Genomic DNA, 25952 nt, shown 5'->3' with positions numbered 1-25952 from the left:
AGGTTCGTTTTTATGTACTGAGGTTTACATTCATTTACTCACGCAACATAAGCAAGTGCTTCTAGCTTCTTTCTGCCCGCATGAGCTTAAATCAATTTCGAAGTGGATAATAGAGTTCAAGATTTTAAAATACTTAATCTAATGGAAGGCAAGACTTCACTCCTACGGCTATTGATAGCATTAAGAGGGAGGCTGTTCTAAATTGTATTTAAAAAATTAATCGTTCAACTTGTGCCATACAGGCTCTTTATCGTCTCCCTCAACCACACGATTTTAGGGTTCTTGTTATTGCGTTTGTGCCAAATCATAGTAAATGGAATCAGTAGCTTGTGCTGATAATCTTCGGCAATGGGGATAGGCAACGCTATTAAGTTGGGGTGAAGCTGTTCGCAGTATCGCTGACAATACTTTGGTGCTGTGGTTAACATTTGATGGTCGGGCTTTTCTGCAACAAATAAAGCTTGCTCGAAACTCGCCATCGTTAGGCTAACGTTTCGAGTATATCCCTGTTCAGCCAAGATCTCATCCAATGCCCAACTGTCATTTTTCTCCCATGCTACATTGATGTGGGCATAGCTTAAGAAAGTATCCAAATTCCACTCTTGCTTGAGCGCAGGATGATCTTTGCGGACATACACCATAGGTAAATCCGAAAACAGCACTTCGAAATTAATAAAATACGGGAGCAGTTCTAACGACTCTTTGGAGCGAGGATGGCTTTCACGGCCAGTAAAACCAATATCCACTTCACCGCTGGTAATGGCGTCTAACGAGTCGTAATCCCAGTTATGGAACTTTACCGTTGAGTCTGGATAAAAATCATGGATTCGTTTGGTCAGTTCATCCGCCATGATGAGTGACAATGGCGACTCTACTCCAAGATGAAATTTAACTCCGCTTGGAACATCATCACCTCGGTGTGAAACAATCAGGTTACCGATCTGCATCCAGTCTGACAGAAGCACTTGCACGTTTGTCGCGAGATTTGTTGGCTTTAGGCCTTGCGGCGTATTCACAAAAAGCGGGTCATCAAACCAAGCGCGCAATTTGCCTAAAGACTTACTCACGGTTGAGGGAGTTACATTAAGTTTTTTCGCCGTTTTAGTAACACTCTGCTCTTGCAGTAGCAATTGCAGAGTGAGCAGTAAATTAAGATCAAGTCGGGCAAGAGATTTCTTCATGAGGCTCACTAACGTTATGATTTGGAAATAATAATATTACGGAGAGTCCAATAACGCCACTAGCAACCAACGCTATCATTAACATCATCACGGCCGACACACCTAACGTCGCCATCAACCAAATGTAAAGTGCAGACCAAGAAACCTGACCTATGCCAAGCATAGAGCTTGCAAGTCCAGCTTTGCGTGAGAACTGGCTTAACGCTTGGCTCATCGCCAAACCAAACCCCATTGGAAAACTCATGCTGAGCAGAGTGAATCCTACCATATAAAGTGTCGGACTATCGCTATTCAAGTGAGCCGCGAGAATAACGATAGCCGACAGAAAATTGGTCATTTGTGCAGCGAACATCAATGTGGTTTGTTTGAAGCAAGAAAGAGCAAATGGTACTGAAAACGATGTCGTCATACCTACCATCGCGAGTAGTGCCATTGTTGTTGAATATTCGCCTCGAGTAAAACCAATTGAATCCATTATTATCATTGGTGACGTATTTACATAAGAGAGAATAGCTGTGACGCCTAAAGATGTATAAATAACGCGCGATATGAAAAAGCGGTTAGATAGTGATTCGTTCGAAGCTTCACTCACCTTTAAAGTTGTGCGCTTGGTTTTAGGCAAGGTTTCTTTTAAGACAAAGCAAGCAATTAAGCTTATCGCAATACCCATCATCGCCATGGCAGTGAATAACACGGGCCACGGAAACTTGATCATAATCAGATTGCCGATCACGGGGGCAAGTACTGGGATAGAACAGATAATTCCATTAAGCATCGATAGAACCTTAGCTCGCTTTGGGTCACCTAAAGTGTCGCGCAAAATGGCAAAGGCCACTACATAGCAACATGCGGCACCTACGCCTTGGAAAAAGCGCATTATTAGAAAGCTATTACTGGTCTCAGCAGAGCCCGCGAACATTGATGCAAGGGTAAAAATCACTGCACCGCAAATGGCAACAGGTTTGCGTCCTAAACAATCAGCAGTTCGCCCAACAAAAACCATAGTCGATGCTAGACCAGCGAGGTAAATAGAAAAAGCAATATGAAGTTGTGATTCGCTGGCAGACAGGTCATGGGCGATTTGTGGTAAAGCAACCAAGTAGAGATCTATTGCCGTAGGATAAAGCAACACAAAGGCGAAGCTACATATCAGATATCGGGATAAATTAATTTTTTCCATTACTACCTCGTGAAGGAATTGGGCTTACGAGGATGATATGCAACATTACTCATCTTGGCGCGTTACCTTTCTGACAACAGGTATTTCCATATACGACATCAGTAACGATAGTTAAATAGACAACGATGGACATTAGTGACCTGGAGTTTTCTCAAGCTATATTAAGCTCTCAAAACCACAGAGCTTAAATAGTGTGGTTAAGCCTTTGATTCGGATGTGGCCTGCCTTTGTAATCTCTTTCCCCAAAATACAATGTGTTTTGCTTTACAGGAGTCAGAGTGCCTGGCTCCTTTTCCCTTTGCTTGTCGTGAGCTCTACCATCTTGGTCGTAGAGTATTGGTTACCGAAACCATTAACTCATGTTAGTGAAAGGAAGTTCCTGAACCCTATAGTGCTTCTTTCACCAATCTTCTGTTTGGGCCATTATTTCTAACATCCAGACGCGAAATAGCATAAGATACACGGCCTTTACTAGCACTGAGCCACTCATCGTAATGACAGATAAAACACAGCAAGCGACATTTGCCGACCTTGGCCTGATTCCAACATTAGTCGAGCGACTAGAAGCGTTGGAATACAGCCAACCGACGCCCATTCAATCCCGTTCTATTCCTGATATCCTTGAAGGGAAAGATATTATTGGTGGTGCCAATACGGGGTCTGGTAAAACCGCTGCTTTTTCGCTGCCAATCTTGCAAAAAATTGTTCAGCAAGACGAATCAAACAATCGCCGTGGCAACTTCGTTTCCCACCTGATTTTAGTACCAACTCGTGAGTTGGCATCACAGGTGGCATATAACGTCAAATCTTACTCATACCATCTCAGAGATAAGATCAAAACGGTTGCCGTATTTGGTGGTGTATCGGTGAACCCACAAATGCTGGCGCTTCGTGGTGGCTGTGACATCATTGTTGCAACGCCGGGTCGATTACTTGATCTGGTATCCAGTAACGCGATTAAGTTGGACCAAGTAAAAACGCTTGTTCTTGACGAAGCCGACCGAATGTTGAGCCTCGGATTTACCGAAGAACTGAATAAGATTCTTGCGTTACTACCAGAGAAGAAACAGACGCTGTTATTTTCTGCTACTTTCCCTGATAAAGTCACGACGCTGGCTCAGCAGTTGCTCCGCGACCCTGTTGAAGTTCAGTTGCAGAGCGCAGAAGCCAGCACTTTGGTGCAGCGCGTGTTTAGTGTAAATAAAGGTGAGAAGACGGCGGTACTCGCGCACTTAATCAAACAGCATCAGTGGCGACAGACTTTGATTTTTGTGAATGCTAAGAATGCCTGTAACCATTTAGCTCAAAAGCTGTCAAAACGCGGTATTACCGCTGAAGTTTTCCATGGTGATAAAGGGCAGGGCGCTCGTACTCGTGTCCTTGACGGTTTTAAGTCTGGCGAGATTCAAGTTCTTATTGCCACCGATATCGCAGCACGCGGCCTTGATATTGAAAAACTTCCAGTGGTGATTAACTTCGATCTTCCGCGTAGCCCTGCTGATTATATGCATCGAATCGGTCGTAGTGGTCGTGCTGGTGAAGTAGGTTTAGGGTTATCTCTTATCGATTACGACGACTACCACCATTTCAAAGTGATAGAAAAGAAAAATAAGTTCCAACTTGAACGCGAGCAGGTAGTCGGTTTTGAAGTGGAAGACGATCAGAGTGAAGCCTACTTTTTACCAATGAAGCCGCGAGCGAAGCCAGCAGGTACGGGTAAAAAGAAGAAAAAGCGTAATCAATAGAAAACGTAAACTACATGTGAGTTTACTTACGGGAGTTGCTGGGGAAAGGGAATGCTCACTAGCTTGAGTCTTCGCTTCTAGCCATTCCTTTAAAGAACAATAGAGCCCTGCTGGAGCTACCAGTAGGGCTCTATTGCTTTTCAAGATAGTGTTATTGGCGACGAGCAGGGCGTCCGCGAGGTGAACGCTTTTTAAATGCAGACGCTGCTTTAGCTTGTGACTTAAGAATAGAGTCAACGGTTAGCGGCATTGGCTCTTTAGGTTCAAGGCCATGAGGGAAGGTACGAGCTCTTGGTGGTAAGTTGTATTCTTCTTCGCTCGCGCGTGGCATACGCTTAAAGCGATAAAGGTAAAAGTTTTCTAATTTTTCTCTCGCCCATTCGGTTTTCTTTAAATACTTCACGCTACTTGCAATCGAAGGCTTAGTGTTAAAGCAATTAAAACGCATTGCTGTATCTAGAATGTCCCAGCCGTAAAAATCTACTAACTCTTGCAACATAGTCTCTAGCTTTAACCCGTGCAGTGGATTGTTCTGTTGCAGCTCGATTCTCTCTTCGTTAGTCATCATTTTTAAGGGCCTTACTCATTAAAGGGCGGAGTTTAACAAAGTATACAATGCAGAGATATCTATAGTTACTTTGCGATGGATGCGAGCACAGTGATCTCTACCTTGAAAGTATAAATCGGAATTGGCCGTTCTACTTGGCTCTCTGCTCAAAAATGACTCATAAAAGTTCAAGCGTCTTAGTTCAATGTTAAATTATTGTGTAATAAGTGAGATTTTTGTTGTTCTTTTACTAATGTCTAATATTCCTACCCATAGCAACACATGCTTAATAAGCTCAAAATCAAAATTGGTTCATGCCGCTATCTTAGTATGGCCTAGAAGTTTGATGTGGGTGTTGTCTCGTATTGGTCGAAGGTCTGTCTACCAAGCGAAACTCTAGTTGACGTAGTTCAACGTTGAAACATAAAAGGATGACTCAATGTCTGACAAAAGTAAGACTTTTTACAGGGATGTGCGCAAAAAACCGCATGAATTTGAAAGCCGAGAAGACTTTCTAAATCATGATTTAACCGTCATGAGTTTCCGTCGCTGGGGAATTCATTTGCCCTCACGTGATTACAGTATTGAAATCGAAGACTGGGTACCTGCATTAGCAGCGACCATTGGTAAAGTGGTGATGGTCACTGCCATGGTTTCCGCTTTTGCTGCTCAGTTTGGTTTATCTCCGGAATTCATTGCAGAAAACGTGCGTTACGAATTGCTTATCGCTGGAGCCCTGTTCGTCATTCTGTTTTCTGCCATCCTAAACCCGAATGCAAACTTAGCGGGAACCCATGGCCCAATGATACCGCTGATTCCTATGATCGCAGCTGCAGGAGGGCACCCTCTCGCGCTAGGTTTGATGGTATGTGTTTTTGGTTTAATTCTCGCTTTAACCAAAGGTGGCTCTAAACTCATGACTCTGACTGGTATCGGGGTTCGAGGAGGGTTGTTGATCTACCTTGGTGCCGTTGGGTTGCTCGGGCAAATTAATAAGACGGAAGCGTGGGCTGCAAGTACGGACCAAGGTTACATTTCGTTTGTGGTCATAGGCCTAACCGTTATGGTTTACGCTTACTTAGCCAAGATCAATAAACGTTGGCTCGCTATCCCATTGTGCTCTGCACTCGCGGGTATTGTTGCTTATATGATGGGAGCGGAATTCACTTTTACCACAGAACCGGGCCTGCCTAATTTCAGTCCATTCTACTGGTGGGGGGAAGATACAGGCTGGCAGCTAGGCTGGCCAACCCTAGAGCACTTTATTGCCGTGACTCCATTTGCTCTACTGGCAGTCGCTATGTGGTCCCCTGATTATCTCGGCCATCGTGTGTTTCAAGAACTTAACTACCCAAAAGAAGCGAAAGGTGTACTCATGGATGTCGACGACACGATGGTCGGAGCATCTGTTCGTCAGGGGGTTGGTTCACTCTTAGGGGGCGGAAACCTAGCTTCTTCTTGGGGAACGTACATGATTCCTGCCGCAATTGCCAAGCGTCCTATTCCAGGTGGCGCTCTGTTGACGGGTTTCATGTGTATTGCGGCGGCGGTAATTGGCTACCCAATGGATCTAGCAATGTGGGAACCTGTTCTGCGCGTTGCTTTGATTGTGGGTGTATTCTTACCACTCCTTGAAGCGGGTATGCAGATGATCCATAAGCATAAAGATTCACTCAGTGCAGGTATCTGTATTTTTGCCTGTGCATTCGTTAATCCAGTCTTCGGTTGGGCAATCACGATGCTGTTGGATAACCTCGGGCTTATCGGCGACCATGAGCGTGCTAACGAACTATCGCGCAAAGATAAATATCTGATTCCTGGCACTGCGTTTATCGTTTGTGCAGGCTCCCTTGCTATTGTTGGTCAGCTTCCAGGCATTCCAGCTCTTATCGGTTAATCGAATTTTGCTCTAAAGGTATAGTGAGAGCAGTGAGTAAAGGGACTTGCTTCTTAAAATAGTAGACAAAAACAAAAAGCTACCTAGTACCAGGTAGCTTTTTGCATGTAGGGTTAGGCTACGGAGTTAGGCTATATGAGTGATTCAATGCCGTATTTTGCGCCGTAGTGTTCAACGACAAAATCAATGTCTTTGTCACCACGGCCTGATAAGTTGATCAAAATCGAGCCGGTTTCTCCTTGCTGCGCGAGTTTAATTGCGTAAGCGACAGCGTGTGAGGATTCAATAGCAGGGATTATTCCCTCTTCACGAGACAGCTCAAAGAAGGCATCAATCGCTTCGTCATCACTGATTGAGCCGTAATTGACACGGCCAATGTCTTTTAAGTAACTATGCTGAGGCCCAACCGATGGGTAATCCAAGCCACTTGCTACAGAGTACACTTCCTGAGGTTCGCCTTGCGCATCTTTAAGCATGTAAGACTTAAATCCGTGCATGATACCTGGCTCACCGAGTGTGAGTGTTGCAGCATGCTCGCCAACCTTTTGCAAAGAGCGGCCCGCAGGTTCAACGCCGTGAATGGCGACTTGTTCATCCTCTAAGAAAGCAGTAAATAGCCCCATCGCGTTAGAACCACCTCCAACGCATGCGACGAGATTATTGGGTAACTTGCCGGTCATTTCTTTGAATTGAACTCGTGCTTCGTTACCGATAATTGATTGGAAATCTCTCACCATTTTAGGGAATGGGTGAGGGCCAACGACAGAGCCTATCGCATAAAGTTGTGTATCAGGATCTTTCAGATAAGCTTCGAATGCAGAATCTACCGCTTCTTTGAGGGTTTTGCGCCCATGAGTGGCAGGAATGACATTAGCACCAAGGATTCTCATGCGGACGACATTCGGATGTTCTTTGGCGATATCAACTTCACCCATGTAAATATCGCATTTCAAGCCAACCAATGCCGCGGCTGTAGCAAGCGCAACACCGTGTTGCCCTGCGCCAGTTTCAGCAATCAGTTTCTTCTTACCCATCTTTTTAGCGAGAATGGCTTCCCCTAAGCAGTGGTTAATTTTATGTGCGCCTGTATGGTTTAAGTCTTCGCGCTTTAGGTAGATGTCTGCTCCGTATTTTTTAGACAAGTTTTCCGCATGGAAGATTGGGCTAGGTCGTCCAACAAAGTGCTTATACAGGCGAGCGAGTTCCGCTTTAAATTCAGGATCTTTGCTGCATTCCTCATAAGCTGCGTTGATGTCATGCATGATTTGTTCAAGCTCAGGTGGAACAAAGCTACCACCGTATTCACCAAAGTATCCTTCTTCGTTGGGCATAGTGAGATCAAACGAGTTTTTCATTATTTACATCCTAGTTAACGAAAGTATTGATACTTTTATACCCAAAATTTAGAAGTGGTTGTGTGATCAGTTGCTTAAATCAGAGTTCGCGATCTAGTGCACTAGTTAAAAAGTACAGCTTGTGTAGGGGATAATAGTTGGAATGTAGAATCAGGTGGTTTGAATAGGTGCAAAAAAGCCTCGAGAGATCCTAGGCTGTCATAAGAACCTCTCGAGGCAAACAGAGTGCTGGAAATACACTCTGCGATGGTGTCTGGAAACAAAAATTAGATTCGTTTCCTTTGTCAGATGTTAGGGTTTTAGAATGAGTCGATGTCAGCGAAATGTCACAAGTTAATTGCGGTATTAAAAGCTTATTTTTTATTTTTGATTAATGGATTAGAAAGTAACCTAAAACAGGCTAACCTACCGCGTGTTCCGCATCTTTTAAGTTGAACATGATCTTTCTTTGTTTCGAATCGGTGTCTTTAACCAACATGTGCACTTTGGTCCCTAAAGTAAACGTGGCGCTCTGGATGGAAATTTTTTGTTTGACTGCATCAAATTCGAACTCACCATTTTGGAAAGTTGATAAAGGAATGAGACCTTCGATTCGGTTTTCCTCTAACTCAACAAATGCTCCGAAGTGTGTGAATCCAGATGCTGTCCCTATGAAGTGTTGTCCGATAAATGGCTTCATGTAATGGCATTTCAGTGCAAACTCAACCTCTCAGCTAGGGATTATGTGCTCGTAGTTATTAGAATTTATTGATTGAGCAGATATATTTAATTTCATTTTTTCTCTTATATTCGCCAATCGCTTTTATTTTATAAACTTTATTTTTATGAGCAAAGCATGAGGCGAAGTGATTCAGATATGAATGAGATTAATTTAATTCCAAACTGGAATTGCAAGGTAGGTTGTGTGATTACCTAAAGATGTATACCAAAGTGACTTTATTGAAAGTGATTAATGATGGTGTGGGAGAGGTAAGTGATTTGGCTATATAAACTTAGATAGAGAATAGTAAGGGCAGTAACAAGTGGAAGGGGGTTGTGGCACCAACAACATTGATGCCACACAAAGAATTACAGTGCAGTTACTTCAGCTGCTTGTAAACCTTTGTTACCTTGTTCAACAACGAACGATACTTTTTGGCCTTCAGTAAGAGTTTTGAAGCCTTCAGAAACAATAGAACGGAAGTGAACGAATACGTCATCACCGCCATTGTCTTGAGAAATAAAACCAAAACCTTTAGTTTCGTTGAACCATTTTACTGAACCAGTTAATTTATTAGACATAGATACCTCTATATTTGATTGTTTTAAATATTGAATTTTTAGCTAATATCAAGTGCTACTATATGATTTTAGAGATAACTATTTTGTCGCAGGAACGTAAACGAGGAATTCGATGTGGAACTGAGAGAAACTTTGATCTTTAATTACATTAATAGCTCTTTCCGTAAGAGCTGATGTGCAGTATACCGACAAAATTAATAAAGGCTAGCCTTTTCTTTTTTATTTTTTGAGTACGCCAAGCGCATTGCTTTCAAAGCATACGCTTGGTGTATAAGACGGCGTGATGTTATAGGTGGCGTCGAGCGCTTAGTGTTTTCTGGTTGGGCCGTTACGAACGATGTCTTTACCATTGTCATATACGTGCTGCGAAACCCAGCGGCCAAGGAGCAATTGGTGCTTTTCTCCTAATACGGCAACAAATGGACGACCATCGGTATTAGAGGTGGCTAGCGCAACGCCAGTGACACCTTCAAGGCCAAGAGCGCCGCTTTCTACTAAATGCAGAAATGCCTCTAACTCTTCAATCGTTTCGATTACATGGTTATCAATATTCATTGTATTCAATCTCTTCGAATTGCATTGCGGTCGCGTACTCTACCTAAGTTAAGCGTGGAAACCAAGTTTCTGCGCGAGTCATGTAATGATAGAGCCTCGTCCTGCCACTAATCATCGATAGTTAGTCTCGATAGTCCGGAACTTGCCTAGATTCAATGAGGCAGAAAACACTCTCTGGTTAGACATGAGTCACACAATGTTGTCTGGCTTATGTCAACAATACTTTTGCTATTGGATGGGGTGAAGGGGAGTGCAATAATTTGTAAAACTCTTTTCCTAAAGGCTGTTATGAAGAAAGTCCTGATTACCGGTTTTGAACCTTTTGGTGGTGACGCCATTAACCCCGCCTTAGAAGCGGTCAAGCAATTAGAGGCTGCGGCCATAAAAGGCGGTGTGATAGTTACTTGCCCAGTCCCCGTAGTTCGATATGACTCGGTGAAAGTCGTTATTGAAGCAATAGAAGCGCACCAGCCAGACTGTGTGATTACTGTAGGGCAAGCGGCCGGGCGTAGCGCGATAACCCCAGAGCGTGTCGCAATTAATGTCGATGATTTTCGTATTCCAGATAACGCTGGTCATCAGCCGATTGATGAACCCGTGGTGGCCGATGGTCCTGATGCTTACTTCTCGACACTACCGATAAAGCGTGTTGTGCAAACGTTGCAAACGCAGGGTATACCTAGCCAGATTTCCAACAGTGCTGGAACATTTGTATGTAACCATCTCTTTTATGGGATCCAACATTACTTGATAGACAATCCGATTCGTCACGGGTTTGTTCATATTCCATTATTGCCAGAACAAGCAGCAAATGGCAGTCAGCCTTCTATGTCTTTGGACATGATAGTCGAAGGGCTGAGGCTGGTGGCGCAAGTTTGTATTGCCAATGATAGCGATATCCTGGTAAGCGGTGGAACGATTTGCTAGTAAGTGTTTTAAAACCCAGTAAGTATCTGAAAGATAATAATAAGCTCGTCGTTTGATGTTGTAGTAAATGTTAGCTTTGTCAAATTTCACAAGTAGCGAAAGGAGTAGCATTGAATAGTCAGGTTGGATGTTGTTCAAACTGACATTCCTCTAGTACAGGAGGTGTTAGGGGGCTAACTTTACGAAAGGCGAGTTATTATGAAAAGCAACAAAAGTAAGTCAATCGCACTTATCTCTGTCGTTGTTTTCGCGTTGGCTATTGCTGCGCTTAAATTCGAAAACACGCTCGGAGTTCTTCCCATCGTAGTCGCTATTATCGCGTTTTTTACTTGCGTTATTTATACCAGTAGATACCTGTCTGATATGAAGCGTTCAGAGTTGATAAGTCAACCCAAACAAGCTCGAAAAATGTGTTCCAACGCATCACGCAATGAGCTTGATGCGTGCGATAAAAAGCGTTGAAGCGAGTCACATTCTCCGTATACTTTGCTGGAGCATTAATGCACTAACGTGTCGGAGATAAGCATGTCAAATCGAGTACCAACCAACATACTGACCGGATTTTTGGGTGTCGGTAAAACGACCACGATTTTAAATCTACTGAAGAACAAACCGGAAAAAGAAAACTGGGCGGTTTTGGTCAATGAATTTGGTGAGATTGGCATCGACGGTGCATTGATGACCGACCAAGGCGCGTTGATTAAAGAAGTGCCGGGTGGTTGTATGTGCTGCACTGCGGGTGTGCCGATGTCGGTAGGTATCACCGCATTATTGCGTCAAAAACCGGACCGTTTATTGATTGAGCCGACAGGCCTTGGTCATCCAAAACAGGTTATCGCGACGCTTACCTCACAGCAGTATGAACCTTACGTTGATCTTAAAGCGACGATTGCCTTGGTTGATCCGCGTAACTTAAGTGATGAAAAGTATCTTTCTAACCAAAACTTCGTGGACCAGTTAAACAGTGCAGATGTGGTTATTGGTAGTAAGGTTGACCTATGTTCCAGCCACGACCTTGATGTGTTTAATGACTGGGTGACGGACCAATCCCCTTCAAAAGTATTCAGTAAGCTTATTCATGACGGTGAGTTACCGATAGAAGTCTTGGATATCGAGCGTGTTTACGGCAGCGCTTCTTCCCATATCGAGTCACATCATCATGACCACGCTCATCAAGAGCCTCAATTCCAGTTGGCGCCTGGTGAAGCCTTTGTGCGCAAAGAGAACAAAGGGCAGGGTTATTTTAGTTGTGGGTGGTTGTTTGGGGCAGAGTATAAGTTTGATTTTGAAAAGCTTTTCTCTATGCTTTCGGACTTGACCGCAGAGCGTGTTAAAGCGGTGGTCAATACGGATCAAGGTTGTTACGCGTTTAATGTTGCCAACCGAGTCGTGTCGGTGAATGAAATCAGCTTAGAAGGCTTTGAATCACGATTAGAAGTGATAGATTCTCAGCTGTTGCCATGGGATGAGCTTGAGCGAATTCTCCTTCAGTTATCTGGCATCAAACATTAAATCGCGCAAAGGTTAAACGAAAACGGTGAACCACTAATATATCTGTGCTCACCGTTTTTTCTTTTGTAGGATTTCAATGAGAAAAGTGAGATAAATCACTCAAATTCGGGTATAGTGCACGGCTAAATTTTTAAAGCTATTTTTAGTGGTTTGTTTAAGGAATACGCTCAATGTCATTTTCATCTCAAGGTTTTGCGCCAGAAGTGGTTAAAGCACTGGCAGAATGCGGTTATGAAAAGTTAACGCCAATTCAACAGAAGGCGATTCCAATGGCTCGCAAAGGCCATGATATTTTCGCTACAGCACAAACAGGTACTGGTAAAACGGCTGCGTTTTCTCTGCCTATGATTCAGCAGTTGCTAGACAGTAACCGTAGCGCTTCTCGTAAGACTGCTCGCGCACTTATCTTGGCTCCAACTCGTGAGCTTGCTGAACAAATTGCTGACAACATCAAAGCTTACACGAAGTACACGAACCTGTCGGTGGCCGCGATTTTCGGTGGCCGTAAAATGTCTTCTCAAGTAACGGCATTAGAAAACGGTGTAGATATCCTAGTGGCTACACCAGGTCGATTGGAAGAGCACATTGAACAAGGTAATGTCTCGGTCGCACACTTAGAGTTTTTAGTGTTTGATGAAGCAGACCGTATCTTGGACATGGGCTTTATTCACGCAGTACGTAAGATCATGCTAGATGTGGATACTGATCCGCAAATTATGATGTTTTCGGCAACGACTTCGAGCCAACTAAATCTGTTAGCAAAAGATATCCTGCGTAAGCCTAAGCGTATTGAAGTTGAGCGAGCGAATACGACAGCACAGACAGTTGCTCACGTGTTATATCCAGTTGATCAAGAGCGAAAAACGGAACTGCTTTCGGAGCTGATTGGTCGTAAGAACTGGAAACAAGTGTTGGTATTTGTGAACTACAAAGAGACCGCAAACGAAGTGGTAAAAGAGCTGAAACTTGATGGTATCAAAGCGGTGGTTTGTCATGGTGACCGTGCTCAAAGTGCTCGTCGTCGTGCGTTAGAAGAGTTCAAGTCCGGTAAAGCACGTGTCATGGTGGCTACCGATGTCGCTGCTCGAGGTCTAGATATTGAAGATTTACCTCACGTTGTGAACTATGACATGCCTTTCCTAGCGGAAGATTACGTTCACCGAATTGGTCGTACAGGCCGTGCAGGTAAACAAGGTCATGCCGTTTCATTTGTAAATCGAGATGAAGAGCTCACGGTTGTTCAGGTTGAAAATCTGATCCAGCAACGCATTCGCCGTATTGAGCTTGCAGGCTATGAACCAAAACAGCGTGAATCTTACATTGAAAAGCTGCACTCAAAACCAGCATTTAAGAATCGTCAAGGTCGTCGTAATAATCCGAACCAGTCGGCAACAGACCAAGGGTCGGCAGAGCGTCGTCTTGCTATGGTGAAGCGCCTGAAAGCGCGTCGTGGCGCAAAGTAAATTACATCCGTTTGTGATGAAAAGAGCCCCTCAATTGAGGGGCTCTTTTTGTTTGCCGTTTCGCGTTAATTTAGGCCAAGCATATTGGGTTCACCACGATAAATAATGCGATCGTTTCCTCGGTGAATACCAAACGTAACAATGACGGGTGGGTTTTCCTCTTCACTTGTAGAGCTATCCCAATCGTATTTCAGCCAAGGGATGCGATTGCCTGAGCTGTCTAAATCTAGATGGAATTGTATTTGCTCGCGCGCTGAGTCAATTTGGCTTGCAACGATATCGGTCATCCTGCCAATACTCATCGTTCCAACGCCAGAAAGCAGGGCGTTGTTTGCAGGCGCATTCGACCAAATTGGCGTGCTGAAGTAATATTCACCATTAGCCGTCGTTGAACTGTCATCGAAGTTAGTAGTAAATCGACCGTTTTGCCAAGTTTCTACAGCAAGTGGCACTTTGAACACCATGCCTTGGTTGCCACCTACATCTTGAAAGTTCAAACGACCGAATCGAATGTCCGGTTGTTGAGTGAGCATTTCGCTGTTATCAAAGAAATTTACCTCATCAACGGCTTTAGTCGTGACTATACCTATTTTGCTGCTGTCACTGTTAGTCCCTTTATTAAATGGGCCATCAGGGTATTGTTTATCTGTCGTGTTCTTTTTCCAACATGGGCTATTGTTACAAGTCGCATTGGTCGACGGCTTCTCGATCACAAACGTTCCAACACTCGCGTTACCCAGTGGTTTCCATTCTACCTTCTTAGGCTTTGGCGGCAAAAACCGATCGGAGTATGAGCTTAGCTCGCCTAAATCGAAATATTGTTGAAGGTTAGACGAAAAGTGGACGTAATTCTTCACGTTTTCCTTATGCGCATTGAGTGCGACAACATCGTAAGTGACTTTCTCAAAAGGTTGATTCATGTAAGCAAAAGTTTGGCCATGTGGGTAGTGCCATTCTTGGTCTTGCACTTGAAAATATTTTGGGTAAAAACGACCAACGTAACGATAGCCTTCGTTTACAGTCATACCTAGATATTTACGTTCTAGGTTTGCTTTTACTCTCAAGCTCCCGACTTCTTCCCAATATAATCCATTAAAGACGAATTGATCATTCTTGGCTGAATTATGCGCCTGAGCCAGTGAGTCACTACTTTTTAGCAATTTTGAGGTTTGGTTCGCTGTCTCTGATGGCGTATGTTGCTCACTCGACAAGACAACCGATGCTGCTGGAGCGTCATCAAGCGTAAAATTACGGGTGATAGAAGCATCACAATAGCGTGCTGATTCAACAGACCCACTTACAGAGTCGTCAGGTTGCCAAATGATTGGTTTCACCGTTAGAGAGAAAAGTTCTCCGGCAGCAAGAAACCCTTCTCCTTGTTCAGAGGTACCAGAAGGCAAAGCACGTTGGTTGTCACAGATAGCCAGTGTCCATGGTCGCGAGTGCACATTAAATGTTCCTTTCACTTCCACTTTGCCTTCTTCTGGGCACTCTTCAAATCCCTCACATTCAAAATGATCGGACAATGTCACTTCAAATATGCCGGATTCGTTCGTGATAAGGCCATGTTCAGACAAGCCATCTTCAAATTCTGCTGAATAGCTAAAGTTTCCTTCACTTCCTCCTAATGGTTGAACCAATGGATGAAAAACTTTAGGCGTACCATTGTAGTTGCTTGCTACTACAGGTTCGCCGGTGGTGGCACAAGCAAGTAATCGCGTATGCACGTTTTCTGGCTTACCTGCAATAACGCGTATTTCATTTAAAGCGGTGCTTTTTGTCTTTGAGTAGGCCTCAAACATAAATGGCGTAAACATAAAGCGAACAGTTTGATGCTTGCTCGTGTCTTCTGCCATAGTGAAAGTTAGTGTGTAGTTGGTATCTAACGAGATCGTATCAATATTATTCGGAACCACTCGAACAACAAGTTCACCATTATCGTCTGATATAAATTGGTTGGCTCCTAATGTCTGATGACCTTTAACCACCTCTAAAGTGAATAAGTCAGGGTGTGATAGGACGGCACTGACTTCTGCGCTTACAACTTCTCCATTATTGGTTGTTGTTACTGTAAATTGCGGAAGATCGTCGCCGCACATCAGTGTCATGTCGTCCGATGGTGTGACGCTGAGGTTTAAGTCGTTCTCCGATGGAGGCTGCATGCTGCAATTCGGAACATCTTGAGGGGTGATTGGACAGATTTGGGAAGAGTAGTGACAATCAGCCTCGCCCAATCCACAGTATTGCGTGTATTTGTTGTCTTGTGCTTTCGTTTGCGCACTTCCTGGCGTTTGTTGGATTTCACCACAAACTTGACTAGGCTGATTTGGAGCGTTGTTGAAGTTCAATGTTTGGAAGTATTTAATTGCTGCGGTGGAACTATAGAATGAGCCACTTAATGTAGCTGACGATCCTACAGATTCAGCTGTACCATAGATCGACATATCTTTTATAATCAGAGAGTTGTGCGCAGAAACATCACCGACGACAAAATGGTCTTGTAAAGGATGGTTTGTTTTTAGGTGTAGTGTTTCGCCTTGTGATTCGACCTTACCACAGATGTTTGTATTAAATACATTGGTCGTGCTGTGTGTCGAAATATCACCAATAATGGTGTTGTACGTTCCATCAATGTGAAGTGTCGAACCTGTTAGCTTAATATTCCCGTCTATGAGAACGTTATGCAGCTTTGTTGGATAAGCCGATAGAAGGTCACCATAGATAACAGTGTGCTTGTTTTGGTAATCGTCGAGGTTTGAAGCTTTCTCATTGTTAACCGTTAATCCGGTAGCGAGGGCGTGTAGAGAAATACGCTTATTGGGTTCACCAATCGTATTATTCCCCTCTAACACAATGCCATAATCTGCTTTTAACGTTATCTCTTTTTCCGGTAATGAGGAGACAATTTTATCACCAGCGGGTAGGACTAGTTTCCCTGTACAGCGATAAGTCGTGCCATCGCTTTCGATACTAAAACTCTTGTGTGAGCAAAGTTGACCTAACTCAGATAGATCTTTTACGTCATAAGTGGTGGCGTGTGAGGTTAGCGGTAAAAAAAGAACCGCAGTGAAAATACTGCAAAGACGCATCATCAAATGTCCTAATGAGTGGAACAAGATGGCATCAAGCGAGCGTGAGCAAATGCTCACTGAAATTGGAATAGCTGCGGTACTTTTTGTTTTGAAGCCGCTTAGTTATTGAACTTTGGTTATTTTTTATTTCGTATGTCATACCAAAGTTTAGCGGCCTTATTACAACGTAAGTGTCAGGTTAGTTCAAGAGGTAAGTGTGATGTGTGTCGATTTATATGTGTAACTATTTGTTAGTTAAGGATAATAAGTAAGCATGTTGGTTCAGAATCAGGAAGGACGCGATCCTGATTCTGAACGTTTATAACGCTAGGCAGCGTGAACGATGAGTGGAGCCATCTGATATAACTCTTCTAGTATGGCTTTCGTTTGTCTCGAATACACCAGACAATCTCGATCGCCAACGAGCTGAATTGCTCTCACTTTACCTGCAACCAAACATTGCCTAATCGTGCGTAGAACCATTTGGATATCAATTTCTGACGCGCCATCAAGGCTGTTTTTGGTTTTTAGAGATCCAAGGTCGATACTAATGATTATTTGGTCGCAGTGGTCTAGGTAATTGCCGATCTGTTGCTTAACATTATTGCGATGACGAAAAGAAAACTCTTTATCGGTTACCCAGTCACAACCTTGATCCTCCGCGTATTCCCACGTTTCTTGCTTTGTATCTTGTTCGCTAACACCAGCAAAAAATAATCGCACGTTTTGATAGCGAGAAAGAGCAAAATGGAATGCCGAGCCTAAACGTGGTTCAAGTGTTGGTTTCAAGTTCATGTCATGTCCAATATTTACCACACCCACTTCGTCTCGATAGGACACGACCACAGGTAACATGGACAAGATTGCCTCGGTACAGTTAGTGACTAAAACAGGAATTGAGTGGCGAGAAAGCGAAAGGCTTAATGCTTCCTGAAACTCGCCATTTTCCAGCTTGTCGTGGTTGAAGTGACCAAAGTTTTCAGCGGTTTCATGATCATGCTGTTGGTATAGCCAATCGCTAGCATTTTCCAAACTTTGATCAGCTAATTCAAACGCGCCCTTAGACATGGGTGGCAAATACTCACACACTGTCATAAAAGAAAAAGGGTAATGTTGCGGCTGTTTCACTGTGTGATGGAGTTTATAGCGTTTGAAAAAGCTTAACATGATGAATTACCTTTCTGGTGGTAGTGCCCTTGCCGCTTGCAGTACATGTAAAATAATGCGCTGCTTATCCTTTTCGACTCGGTGGGCCGGAGCCATCACCGAGACTGCGCCAATCAGTTTGCTTCCTTTCATTACCGGTGCGCTAATACCTGAAACACCAGGGTCAATCTCAGAAGTACTGACGGCATATCCGTGTTTACGGATGGTTGTGAGCTCTTTTTCCCACTCGTCGCGTCGGTGATCTTGATTAAAATATCTCAAGATTTTCTCGCATCGACTTTGAGGCATAAAAGCGAGCATCACTTTAGATGAGGCACCGCGCAGCAGAGGTTGACTTTGACCCTGGACGAAGCTGCAACGCAGCGCCTGCATACTTTCTTTCTGTCTGACACAAAGCGCACGATAACCCGCTGGTACCATATAAGCGGCCATTTCCCCGGTTTGTTGTACCAACCTAGCCAGTATGGTTTCGACCATGTCGAGCCCATGTTGCGCGGTCTCATAGCTGTGCATGAGTAATAATGCCGCCGGACCAACGACAAATGTCTTGTCGTGAACGCTTTCTTCGATCAAGTTCCACTCTTTAAGCAGTTTTAAGTGTCGGTAAAGGCTGCTTAAAGGAACGTTCAATTGCTCGCTTAGCGTTTTCGCAGAAACTGGGAACGGACTAACTGCAACTTGCATTAACAACTGCAGTGATTTTTCGTTTACCTGGTTAGCATTAGCTTTGTTTGTCGTCATGAGAGTGTTGTAACGTGTTGTAGGAGTTACGACAAATATAATTCTTAATCACTGAGAAAAGAAAAATAATTTTAATGGGTAATTCTTACATGATGAGAAACAGACAGGTAAAGACTTTCGCAAGTACCGATAGACATAACATGGTGTCGAATTAAAGTCTCAGGTTTGAGGCGCTTGATACTAAATTGGAACAGGAGTGATTAAGACATTGTTTAGTTTGCGGTATTACTCAGCGTTTCGCATACTGAGTTAATCCAAACAAATAATGTTAAAAACGTGAGTTGCTAGCGGGTATCGGAATCGAGGTACCATCTCAGTAAATCGGTTTTATAAAAGGTTACTTTTATATGCTGAATAAGGCGATTTTTAAAAAAGCCATCATTTTTCTTCTGCCTATTCCTTTGGTTATTGGAGAGGTTTTGTATTTAGCTCGTGAAAGCGTGCAAAACAACCTCAATCATTTATTAGAAAAAAATGTGCAAATTGCAGATGAAATTTTATTCCAAATAGAGACAGAAAACCGCACGGCGCTGCTACACCCTGAACGATGTGAAGAGCTCCAGCAAAGCTTAATGTTTGAACGAGATATTGAAGAAATGCTCATTGTGAAAGAGGGAGTCATTACTTGTTCTTCGAAATTGGGAAGTATCTCTAAACCGTTAGCTGAGCACATCACCTTTCCCAAGGGACAAACGCTAGCGCTTGGTAGTGTTGATAGCTTGTACGATCAGTTTTTGCTAGTGGTAACGGAAGGAGAGCGCGGTTATCAAGCCGTAACGATTATCGATCATGACTACTTTAATGCGACAATAGGGTTTAACAACGATTTACGCCTAAAACGTTCTGCGCTGTTTATCCATGAGCAAGTTTCACCTGAAGGAGCATTAAGAGCGGGAAGTAATCCTATCGGTATCAAATCGTCGCAAATGTTTGAGTATGAAGCTTTGAGCGAAGCCAGCGATCTTTTCGTCAAACAGAGAACACTTTCCTATTTTTTGTACTCAATTCCAATTATTTTCGTGATCTACCTTTGCTTGTATGCGTTGAATAAGTTTATTGATCCTCATCGCAATTTGATACTGGATCTTAAAAGAGCGATAAAAAGAGGAGAGTTGACCCTGTATTACCAACCGCAAGTTAACGTTGATACCGGCCAGTTATTCGGGTTTGAAGCGCTAGTGCGATGGGAGCATCAAAGTAAGGGGTTCATTTCTCCGGATGAGTTTGTCCCTGCGGCAGAGCAAAGTGGATTGGTTTTTTTACTTACTGATTTCGTTCTGGATAAAGCGGCAGAGGACTTCAGTAAATTAGGCTTTGATCAGCCTGTCCACCTTGGTATTAACGTGCCGCCTGGTTATTTAGTCGGACCAAACGCGATCAGAAAAATTCAATTGCTCGACAGACAGTTGAGCCGAAACAAAGTCTCATTAGGGGTAGAGATAACGGAGCGTCAGCTCATTGATTCAGAGGCGAGAAAATGCATTGCAGCGCTGCGAGTGCATGGTATTGATGTGCTGATCGATGATTTTGGAACTGGCCAAACCTCGTTAGCATTTCTACAGCACATGCGCATAGATTACTTAAAAATCGATAAGTGCTTTGTCGAAACCATTGGTATTCCTAGCCTTAGTGCTTCTGTCTTAAAAGCGATGGTTCACTTCGCGGAAGAATTACAAGTACAATTGATCGCTGAAGGCGTGGAAACCATAGCGCAAGCTGAACACTTAAAGCAGATGGGAGTGAGATATCATCAGGGATACCTGTACTCCAAACCATTACCTTATGAGCAGCTTGCGCAGCGAAGTCATTATGATTGGTAGACGTTAGCTCTATAACACTGAGCATTTTCATCAAACACAAACTCTAACTCATTTTTGATGCTATCTAAGCGGTCTTCTTGGTAGTGAGACACATACAATAGTTGGCTTAAATTCTCTCTAGCGATGAGTTCAAGTGTGTTCTTAACTAACCGTCTACCCAAAAAATCTAACCCTTGATACGGCTCGTCCAAAATCAATAATGTGGGTTGTTTCACGATGGCTCTTGCAATCAGTAATAGTCGCTGCTGACCGTACTCTAATTGCTTGAATGAGGTTTTTTTGTACTGGCTCATATGTAAGATATCGAGCCACTCGTTTGCAATATTCATCTCTTTGCGAGTTGGCTGGTTATACAACCCAATCGAATCGTAAAATCCTGACAAAATGACTTCTAATGCGCTGCAATTGACTCGATATTGGAGGTGTAGCGCTGAAGACACCATGCCGATATGCTGCTTAATTTCCCAGATTGTCTCGCCAGTACCACGCTTTTTACCAAAAATATCAATGTCATTGCTGTAGCATTGCGGATGATCGCCAAAGATCAATCCAAGTAAGGTACTCTTTCCACAACCATTTGGGCCTTTGACCTGCCAATGTTGGCCCTTGTCTATGCGCCAGTTCAAGTCAGTAAAAATCTTCTTATCGGTGTATTCGACAGCCCCATTCTTTAGTTCAAATATTGGGTTGTTGAATGGCGTCGAGTGCTGATGCTGACGTATCAAGCTCATCATTTCTTCACTCTGTTGCTTTGACTGAGATTTAATTTGTCCAATGATTGGATGATTATCCCAACTGGACTTATCCATTGTACTATCAAGCTTTCCTGCACTGAAAAGCGCGATGCTATTGATCCACTCAGGCATGTCAGATTCGCGAGAGAAGGTTATGAGTAGTTGTACATTTTGAGAAAGCGAGTGTAAATAGCGAGAGAGAGCAGCTCGGTGCTCAATATCTAAGCCAGTAAATGGATTATCGAGTAATACTAAGTCAGGTTGTGTGGCTAAAGCTCGGGCGAACATTACTCTTCTGGTTTCTCCGGTAGAGAGAACGCGGAAGCCACTATCTTTAAGATGACTTAGGTCGAGATCATTAATTAGCTGTTCAGTTAAGTCAGTGTCTTGGCTCTGCTCTAGGATTAATGAATAAACAGTGCTTCCTTGGTCGATACGATCAAGAAAATCCGTATCATCCTTTTCTAATTCTCTTTCCAGTAATCGCTGTTGCTCTGATAACGACACTTGCGCAACGGACAGCCCATTTAGCTCAATTTCCCCACTATCTGGTGACATTTCATCACAAATAAGGTCTCCAAGCAGAGAGCCAATATCTCCATCCGCGCTGAATATCCCCCAAGACTGCTGAGTGTTAATTTTCCAATCGTCAATAAACAAGTGTGTCGTGTTTCTCTTAGCTGCAAGCTGACGAAAGTGAATAGTCATTGTGTTTGTCTTCCTTGTTTTCGTTTTAGTGGATTACTTATAACAATTTACGAACTCAGTACGGAAGCGCTTTTGTGTATTAATTTTGAACAGTGCTCAGTCTTGTGCATATCAACGAAGCCTTGTATTAGAGGATAAAAATGCGACTAGAGTCATTAAGTAACAAGTAAGCTTGTCAATAATTTTGTTTTATTTTTGAATCAACCTATCATTATGCATGTAAATGTTATGCTGATAAATTCATATTTGCCGTTTGTTAATTAATCAATGTAAGGACACATGTTTATGAGTGAAACGGAATACGATTACCCTTCGAGTTACAGCCTAGTTTCCATTACCGATACCTCCAGTTACATCAAATATGCCAGTGAAAACTTTAATGAAGTCGCGGGGTTTGATGAAGGGGAGCTTATCGGTAAACCCCACAATGTTGTGCGTCATCCTGATATGCCAAAACAGGCTTTTAAAGATTTATGGACTCACCTGAAAACTGGCAAACACTGGATGGGAATGGTCAAAAATCGACGTAAAAACGGCGGCTATTATTGGGTTGACGCGTTTGCTTCTCCTATAAAATCTAATGGTGAAGTTGTGGAATACCAATCAGTGAGATTTAAACCTGAGCGTATACACATCCAGCGAGCGGAAAAAGCGTATTCGAAGCTTCGAAATAATCGTAAGCCGTGGAAAATGTATCTCCCTCGTACACGTTTGTGGATGAGATCGGCCTTCTTCCTTTTAATTTCAAACCTTCTTGGCTTACTCACTCTACAAATGAATCAATCACCAATGATAGCGTTTGGCGTTGTTGCGTTACTTTCCGTTTTCTCTATTTATGTATTAACCAGACCAGTTGAGAAGCTCGCTAAACAGGCTAGGCAAGACTTCAACAATCCACTCATGGAATATATTTATTGCGGAAGAATCAACGATCTGGCTGAGATTGAGCTGGGTATGAAGATGCGTAAGCAATTTGCCAATGCGCTATTGGGGCGCGTTGGCGTGTCTGTAAAAGACTCTTGCGAAGAAACGCGCGCAAGTGCTAACAGTGCTGCGACAAATAGCCAGCAAGTGACGGAGAACTTAAGCGCACAGAAAGTGGAGATTGACTCGGTCGCAACAGCGGTCAACGAGATGCAAGCCTCTTCATCTGAGATATCAAATAATGCTCAAGCGACCGCCGAGGCTACGTTAGAAGCGCAAAATACGATGATAGACAGCCGTAGCGTTATCGATAATGTTAACCAATCGGTTTTAGAGTTGGTTGATGAGCTCGGCGAAATATCTAAAGTGGTCATACGTTTGAACCAACAAACCGAGCAAATTGGAACCGTTGTTGAAGTCATCAACGGTATTGCCGAACAAACTAATTTATTAGCGTTGAACGCTGCAATTGAAGCCGCGAGGGCAGGCGAACAAGGCAGAGGGTTTGCCGTTGTAGCAGATGAAGTGAGAACCTTAGCTAAAAGAACTCAGGAATCGACAACAGAGATTAAATCGGCCATTGAAGGGATTCAAAATGGGAGCAAGTCAGCGGTTTCTGCGTTAGAGAAAGGTAATGAAATGTCGACCGGAACGGTAACATTGCTAGGTACTGCTTTGGATAGCATTCAACAACTGGAATCCCTTGTTCAAGACGTCGTCGAACGAAACCAACAAATTGCGGTCGCGATAGAAGAGCAGGTTTATGTAACGGATGAAATAAATGAAAACATCCAGTCGCTTAATTTAAAGTACAGTGAATCGTATGAACTGATGACTGAAACGAATCATATGAACACCAAAGTGCAAAATTGCACCAATGACCTGTCTGAAATGATTAAGAAGTTTGCTTAAACTTTAGAAAATCGAAGTTAAAAGCCCGCTAAACATTAGCGGGCTTTTAACTGGAATATAGTGAAGTGCCGGATTCGTTTACGAGCGAGGATTTCTAAATCTCGTTTTTTAAGAGCTAAAACGACGAAAGCTCGCAATAAATGCGAGCTCTCTAAATAAGTGGCGGAGAGATAGGGATTTGAACCCTAGATACGCTATTAACGTATGCCGGTTTTCAAGACCGGTGCTTTCAACCACTCAGCCATCTCTCCGTAGTGGGCGGTATAATAAGGAGCATAGTCCGACTTGTAAAGTGCTGAATTATAATAGAAGTACTGTTTGCTTGTTTTATGATCACTGATGTGATGTTGGACAGTTTGAAAACGGAGTGAAAAAGGGACAAAAAGTACCAATTTATAGAGTTTTTACTTTATATTGGCGCACGTCAATAAAATGGTGTTTTATTGTTATCTTGCTGATATATAAGACATAACATGCTTTTAGGGTACATGTGTTCGCCCGAAAGTATTTGCAAGACTTTGTGAACTAATTCAAAATTAACTGGTATAGCCAGTTGTGCTTAGAATTCTTAAGGGTGTTTATGAAGGTCACAAATCTATTTAAAGACAAAGTTGATGCGATTTCTGCTCATCAATCCGAGTTTATGAATTGGATGTCTCCAACGTTACGCGATTATTGGAGTGACTTTTTGGGGAAAGCTCAAAATAGCTTTCTTTTCTCAAAAGTTCGTGATCACCAGCAGCCAGCCGTCAACGAAGAAGTTGCACCTCAACCTGCACCGATCGTAATGGCACCTGAGGCTCAAAAGCTTTATGACGAGTTAAGTGAAAAAATTGGCGAAGTTATTCACACTGGTGATTGGGTTCATGTGTCTCAAGAACGTATTAACCAATTTGGTGCGGTAACGGAAGACATGCAATGGATTCATACCGATCCAGAGCGTGCTTCAACTGAATCTCCATTTAAGACAACTATCGCTCATGGCTTTTTAACATTAGCATTGCTGCCTAAACTGACGGATTCAGTCGATCCAGACAAGCCAATGTTCCCAACAGCTAAAATGGTAGTTAACTTGGGTTTAAACCAAGTCCGTTTCCCTTACCCTGTCAAAGCAGGCAATAATGTTCGTGCAGTCAGCACGTTAACAAAAGTAACGCCAATCAAAAAAGGTTTGGAGATTGAGCGCGAAATTAAAGTGGAAATTGAAGGTATTCGTCGACCTGGTGCGGTTGTGGTCTCTGTAATTCAACTGCATTTCTAATTCCGAAACCGGATAGAACACGACATAGTAAAAGAGAGCATCAGGGTGCTCTCTTTTTCATTTTTACTGATTAAAGTTTTTTACTGGCGTATAACCGTAATCTGCAATCGCTTTTTGTCCCTGCTCTGAACGAAGGAAAGCGATAAAACCTTTACCTGCATCGCTAATCTTATCTACTTTGTATAGCACTAGGAATGGTCGCGCCAACTTGTACTTATGATTGCTAATGTTTGTCGAGGTTGGGTCAATACCATCTAACTGAATCGCCTTGATCGAGCGATCTACTGACCCTACAGAGATAAAACCAATGGCGCGAGTGTTATGGTTAACAATGGTTTTTACCATGCTGTTGCTGTTTACAACCAAGTTGTTTGGGCTGATATCCGAGACAAGGCGATCATTAACGATTTTGGTCAGTCCCAGCAAGCTTTCGAAGCTGTAACGTGAACCTGAAGACGCTTCTCTAGTAACCACCGCGATAGGCTGATCTGCGCCCCCGACCTCTTTCCAATTCTTAATTTTACCTTTGTAAATATCAAACAGCTGTTGCTGAGAAAGGTTTTCTACAGAGTTGGTACGGTTTACAACAACAGCGAGGCCATCATAAGCGATAGGGTATACATTGAGATCTTCACCTTTTTCGCTTTCAGTCAGATAGCGAGAGCTCATGCCTATTTCGGCTACTCCTTTATTGACCATGGTGATACCAGCACTCGAACCAATGCCCTGAACAGCAACGTAATCGTCTGGGTGTGTTTTGTTGTATTCCTCAGCAAGTACATCCATCACACGAGCAACCGACGTTGAACCTGAGATGTTGATTTCTTTTGCAATGGTAGGGAGGGAGACTGCTATGGCCAATAACGTCGCCACAGTAAAACGTAACATATTAAACTCCATATACGGGATAAAGCAGAGTTTATGATATTGCGTTCAGGTTACACTTTTGTGAACTGTTAGCGCTAAACAAA

Annotated in this window: 20 protein-coding genes, 1 tRNA gene and 1 pseudogene; 9 read left to right on the top strand and 13 right to left on the bottom strand. The window is 43.1% G+C overall.

Annotation, left to right across the window (positions count from 1 at the left end; translation table 11 throughout):
• Positions 1–224: 224 nt before the first annotated feature.
• Both yidZ and R7E42_RS11560 read right to left on the bottom strand, forming a co-directional pair.
• Positions 225–1181 carry an HTH-type transcriptional regulator YidZ gene (yidZ, locus tag R7E42_RS11565; RefSeq protein ID WP_213970820.1) on the bottom strand — a complete coding sequence of 319 codons (957 nt, stop codon included), beginning with the start codon at positions 1179–1181 and terminating at the stop codon, positions 225–227.
• Positions 1156–2361: an MFS transporter gene (locus R7E42_RS11560; RefSeq protein WP_318072681.1), complete on the bottom strand. Its 1206-nt coding sequence runs from the start codon at positions 2359–2361 to the stop codon at positions 1156–1158. Before R7E42_RS11560 ends, yidZ begins: the two co-directional genes overlap by 26 nt.
• A 494-nt stretch (positions 2362–2855) precedes the next feature.
• On the opposite strand from R7E42_RS11560, the gene R7E42_RS11555 reads away from it, so the two are divergent.
• Positions 2856–4106, top strand: a complete 1251-nt coding sequence (locus tag R7E42_RS11555) for a DEAD/DEAH box helicase (RefSeq protein WP_005375545.1) — start codon at positions 2856–2858, stop codon at positions 4104–4106.
• A 151-nt stretch (positions 4107–4257) separates the two neighbouring features.
• Here the strand turns inward: R7E42_RS11555 and R7E42_RS11550 are convergent, their stop codons facing one another.
• Complete coding sequence (locus tag R7E42_RS11550) at positions 4258–4674, bottom strand: VF530 family DNA-binding protein (RefSeq protein ID WP_318072680.1); 417 nt, start codon at positions 4672–4674, stop codon at positions 4258–4260.
• Positions 4675–5092: 418 nt separating this feature from the next.
• On the opposite strand from R7E42_RS11550, the gene R7E42_RS11545 reads away from it, so the two are divergent.
• The gene (locus tag R7E42_RS11545) at positions 5093–6550 is read left to right on the top strand and encodes a DUF3360 domain-containing protein (protein WP_151515447.1); all 1458 of its coding nucleotides are present in this window, start codon (positions 5093–5095) and stop codon (positions 6548–6550) included.
• A 131-nt stretch (positions 6551–6681) separates the two neighbouring features.
• On the opposite strand, the gene trpB is transcribed toward R7E42_RS11545, so the two are convergent.
• The 4 genes and pseudogenes from trpB to R7E42_RS11525 all read right to left on the bottom strand — a co-directional run bounded on the left by trpB (position 6682) and on the right by R7E42_RS11525 (position 9741).
• Positions 6682–7905, bottom strand: coding sequence for a tryptophan synthase subunit beta (gene trpB / locus R7E42_RS11540; RefSeq protein ID WP_005375643.1), 1224 nt, complete (start codon positions 7903–7905; stop codon positions 6682–6684).
• A gap of 400 nt (positions 7906–8305) precedes the next feature.
• Positions 8306–8614, bottom strand: a pseudogene (locus R7E42_RS11535) (S1 RNA-binding domain-containing protein); the annotation flags it as partial.
• A 359-nt stretch (positions 8615–8973) separates the two neighbouring features.
• The gene (locus R7E42_RS11530; RefSeq protein WP_005375644.1) at positions 8974–9186 is read right to left on the bottom strand and encodes a cold-shock protein; all 213 of its coding nucleotides are present in this window, start codon (positions 9184–9186) and stop codon (positions 8974–8976) included.
• A gap of 306 nt (positions 9187–9492) precedes the next feature.
• On the bottom strand, positions 9493–9741 hold the full coding sequence (locus tag R7E42_RS11525; RefSeq protein ID WP_005375646.1) for a hypothetical protein: 249 nt from the start codon (positions 9739–9741) through the stop codon (positions 9493–9495).
• A 288-nt stretch (positions 9742–10029) separates the two neighbouring features.
• On the opposite strand from R7E42_RS11525, the gene pcp reads away from it, so the two are divergent.
• From pcp to R7E42_RS11505, 4 genes are all read left to right on the top strand, one after another.
• Positions 10030–10668 carry a pyroglutamyl-peptidase I gene (gene pcp, locus R7E42_RS11520; RefSeq protein WP_053350641.1) on the top strand — a complete coding sequence of 213 codons (639 nt, stop codon included), beginning with the start codon at positions 10030–10032 and terminating at the stop codon, positions 10666–10668.
• Positions 10669–10866: 198 nt separating this feature from the next.
• Positions 10867–11130, top strand: coding sequence for a hypothetical protein (locus tag R7E42_RS11515; protein ID WP_005375648.1), 264 nt, complete (start codon positions 10867–10869; stop codon positions 11128–11130).
• A gap of 63 nt (positions 11131–11193) precedes the next feature.
• On the top strand, positions 11194–12180 hold the full coding sequence (locus R7E42_RS11510; RefSeq protein WP_104980800.1) for a CobW family GTP-binding protein: 987 nt from the start codon (positions 11194–11196) through the stop codon (positions 12178–12180).
• 170 nt (positions 12181–12350) lie between these two features.
• Entirely contained in the window at positions 12351–13643 is a 1293-nt protein-coding gene (locus tag R7E42_RS11505) for a DEAD/DEAH box helicase (RefSeq protein WP_005375652.1), read from the top strand.
• Positions 13644–13708: 65 nt separating this feature from the next.
• On the opposite strand, the gene R7E42_RS11500 is transcribed toward R7E42_RS11505, so the two are convergent.
• From R7E42_RS11500 to R7E42_RS11490, 3 genes are all read right to left on the bottom strand, one after another.
• The gene (locus R7E42_RS11500) at positions 13709–16735 is read right to left on the bottom strand and encodes a polymer-forming cytoskeletal protein (protein ID WP_318072679.1); all 3027 of its coding nucleotides are present in this window, start codon (positions 16733–16735) and stop codon (positions 13709–13711) included.
• Between the two features lie 306 nt (positions 16736–17041).
• Positions 17042–17881 (bottom strand): arginase family protein, encoded by an 840-nt coding sequence (locus tag R7E42_RS11495; protein WP_025768977.1) that lies wholly within the window; start codon positions 17879–17881, stop codon positions 17042–17044.
• Positions 17882–17887: 6 nt separating this feature from the next.
• Complete coding sequence (locus R7E42_RS11490) at positions 17888–18622, bottom strand: IclR family transcriptional regulator (protein WP_005386192.1); 735 nt, start codon at positions 18620–18622, stop codon at positions 17888–17890.
• A 347-nt stretch (positions 18623–18969) separates the two neighbouring features.
• Here R7E42_RS11490 and R7E42_RS11485 point away from each other — a divergent pair, with 347 nt between their 5' ends.
• Positions 18970–20442, top strand: a complete 1473-nt coding sequence (locus R7E42_RS11485) for an EAL domain-containing protein (RefSeq protein ID WP_025768976.1) — start codon at positions 18970–18972, stop codon at positions 20440–20442.
• On the opposite strand, the gene modF is transcribed toward R7E42_RS11485, so the two are convergent.
• On the bottom strand, positions 20430–21884 hold the full coding sequence (modF, locus tag R7E42_RS11480) for a molybdate ABC transporter ATP-binding protein ModF (protein ID WP_213885987.1): 1455 nt from the start codon (positions 21882–21884) through the stop codon (positions 20430–20432). The two genes, R7E42_RS11485 and modF, sit on opposite strands and share 13 nt — an antisense overlap.
• Positions 21885–22169: 285 nt before the next feature.
• Here modF and R7E42_RS11475 point away from each other — a divergent pair, with 285 nt between their 5' ends.
• Positions 22170–23720 carry a PAS domain-containing methyl-accepting chemotaxis protein gene (locus tag R7E42_RS11475; RefSeq protein WP_213876087.1) on the top strand — a complete coding sequence of 517 codons (1551 nt, stop codon included), beginning with the start codon at positions 22170–22172 and terminating at the stop codon, positions 23718–23720.
• 160 nt (positions 23721–23880) lie between these two features.
• Here the strand turns inward: R7E42_RS11475 and R7E42_RS11470 are convergent.
• Positions 23881–23971 (bottom strand) — tRNA-Ser (locus tag R7E42_RS11470).
• A gap of 329 nt (positions 23972–24300) precedes the next feature.
• Here R7E42_RS11470 and R7E42_RS11465 point away from each other — a divergent pair.
• On the top strand, positions 24301–24981 hold the full coding sequence (locus R7E42_RS11465; RefSeq protein ID WP_005375670.1) for a MaoC family dehydratase: 681 nt from the start codon (positions 24301–24303) through the stop codon (positions 24979–24981).
• 63 nt (positions 24982–25044) lie between these two features.
• On the opposite strand, the gene R7E42_RS11460 is transcribed toward R7E42_RS11465, so the two are convergent.
• The gene (locus R7E42_RS11460) at positions 25045–25869 is read right to left on the bottom strand and encodes a phosphate ABC transporter substrate-binding protein (protein ID WP_017635752.1); all 825 of its coding nucleotides are present in this window, start codon (positions 25867–25869) and stop codon (positions 25045–25047) included.
• Positions 25870–25952 lie beyond the last annotated feature (83 nt).

This window comes from Vibrio sp. Vb1337 (assembly GCF_033338715.1).
GTDB classification, from domain to species: Bacteria; Pseudomonadota; Gammaproteobacteria; order Enterobacterales; family Vibrionaceae; genus Vibrio; species Vibrio alginolyticus.
Note: the sequence above shows the minus strand (reverse complement) of the source record. Positions and strands in the feature narration are given on the sequence as shown.

Excerpts from the sequence above, each read along its gene's own strand:
- yidZ (WP_213970820.1), bottom strand. The coding sequence starts at position 1,181 with ATGAAGAAATCTCTTGCCCGACTTGATCTTAATTTACTGCTCACTCTG.
- R7E42_RS11560 (WP_318072681.1), bottom strand. The coding sequence starts at position 2,361 with ATGGAAAAAATTAATTTATCCCGATATCTGATATGTAGCTTCGCCTTT.
- R7E42_RS11555 (WP_005375545.1), top strand. The coding sequence starts at position 2,856 with ATGACAGATAAAACACAGCAAGCGACATTTGCCGACCTTGGCCTGATT.
- R7E42_RS11550 (WP_318072680.1), bottom strand. The coding sequence starts at position 4,674 with ATGATGACTAACGAAGAGAGAATCGAGCTGCAACAGAACAATCCACTG.
- R7E42_RS11545 (WP_151515447.1), top strand. The coding sequence starts at position 5,093 with ATGTCTGACAAAAGTAAGACTTTTTACAGGGATGTGCGCAAAAAACCG.
- trpB (WP_005375643.1), bottom strand. The coding sequence starts at position 7,905 with ATGAAAAACTCGTTTGATCTCACTATGCCCAACGAAGAAGGATACTTT.
- R7E42_RS11530 (WP_005375644.1), bottom strand. The coding sequence starts at position 9,186 with ATGTCTAATAAATTAACTGGTTCAGTAAAATGGTTCAACGAAACTAAA.
- R7E42_RS11525 (WP_005375646.1), bottom strand. The coding sequence starts at position 9,741 with ATGAATATTGATAACCATGTAATCGAAACGATTGAAGAGTTAGAGGCA.
- pcp (WP_053350641.1), top strand. The coding sequence starts at position 10,030 with ATGAAGAAAGTCCTGATTACCGGTTTTGAACCTTTTGGTGGTGACGCC.
- R7E42_RS11515 (WP_005375648.1), top strand. The coding sequence starts at position 10,867 with ATGAAAAGCAACAAAAGTAAGTCAATCGCACTTATCTCTGTCGTTGTT.
- R7E42_RS11510 (WP_104980800.1), top strand. The coding sequence starts at position 11,194 with ATGTCAAATCGAGTACCAACCAACATACTGACCGGATTTTTGGGTGTC.
- R7E42_RS11505 (WP_005375652.1), top strand. The coding sequence starts at position 12,351 with ATGTCATTTTCATCTCAAGGTTTTGCGCCAGAAGTGGTTAAAGCACTG.
- R7E42_RS11500 (WP_318072679.1), bottom strand. The coding sequence starts at position 16,735 with ATGATGCGTCTTTGCAGTATTTTCACTGCGGTTCTTTTTTTACCGCTA.
- R7E42_RS11495 (WP_025768977.1), bottom strand. The coding sequence starts at position 17,881 with ATGTTAAGCTTTTTCAAACGCTATAAACTCCATCACACAGTGAAACAG.
- R7E42_RS11490 (WP_005386192.1), bottom strand. The coding sequence starts at position 18,622 with ATGACGACAAACAAAGCTAATGCTAACCAGGTAAACGAAAAATCACTG.
- R7E42_RS11485 (WP_025768976.1), top strand. The coding sequence starts at position 18,970 with ATGCTGAATAAGGCGATTTTTAAAAAAGCCATCATTTTTCTTCTGCCT.
- modF (WP_213885987.1), bottom strand. The coding sequence starts at position 21,884 with ATGACTATTCACTTTCGTCAGCTTGCAGCTAAGAGAAACACGACACAC.
- R7E42_RS11475 (WP_213876087.1), top strand. The coding sequence starts at position 22,170 with ATGAGTGAAACGGAATACGATTACCCTTCGAGTTACAGCCTAGTTTCC.
- R7E42_RS11465 (WP_005375670.1), top strand. The coding sequence starts at position 24,301 with ATGAAGGTCACAAATCTATTTAAAGACAAAGTTGATGCGATTTCTGCT.
- R7E42_RS11460 (WP_017635752.1), bottom strand. The coding sequence starts at position 25,869 with ATGTTACGTTTTACTGTGGCGACGTTATTGGCCATAGCAGTCTCCCTC.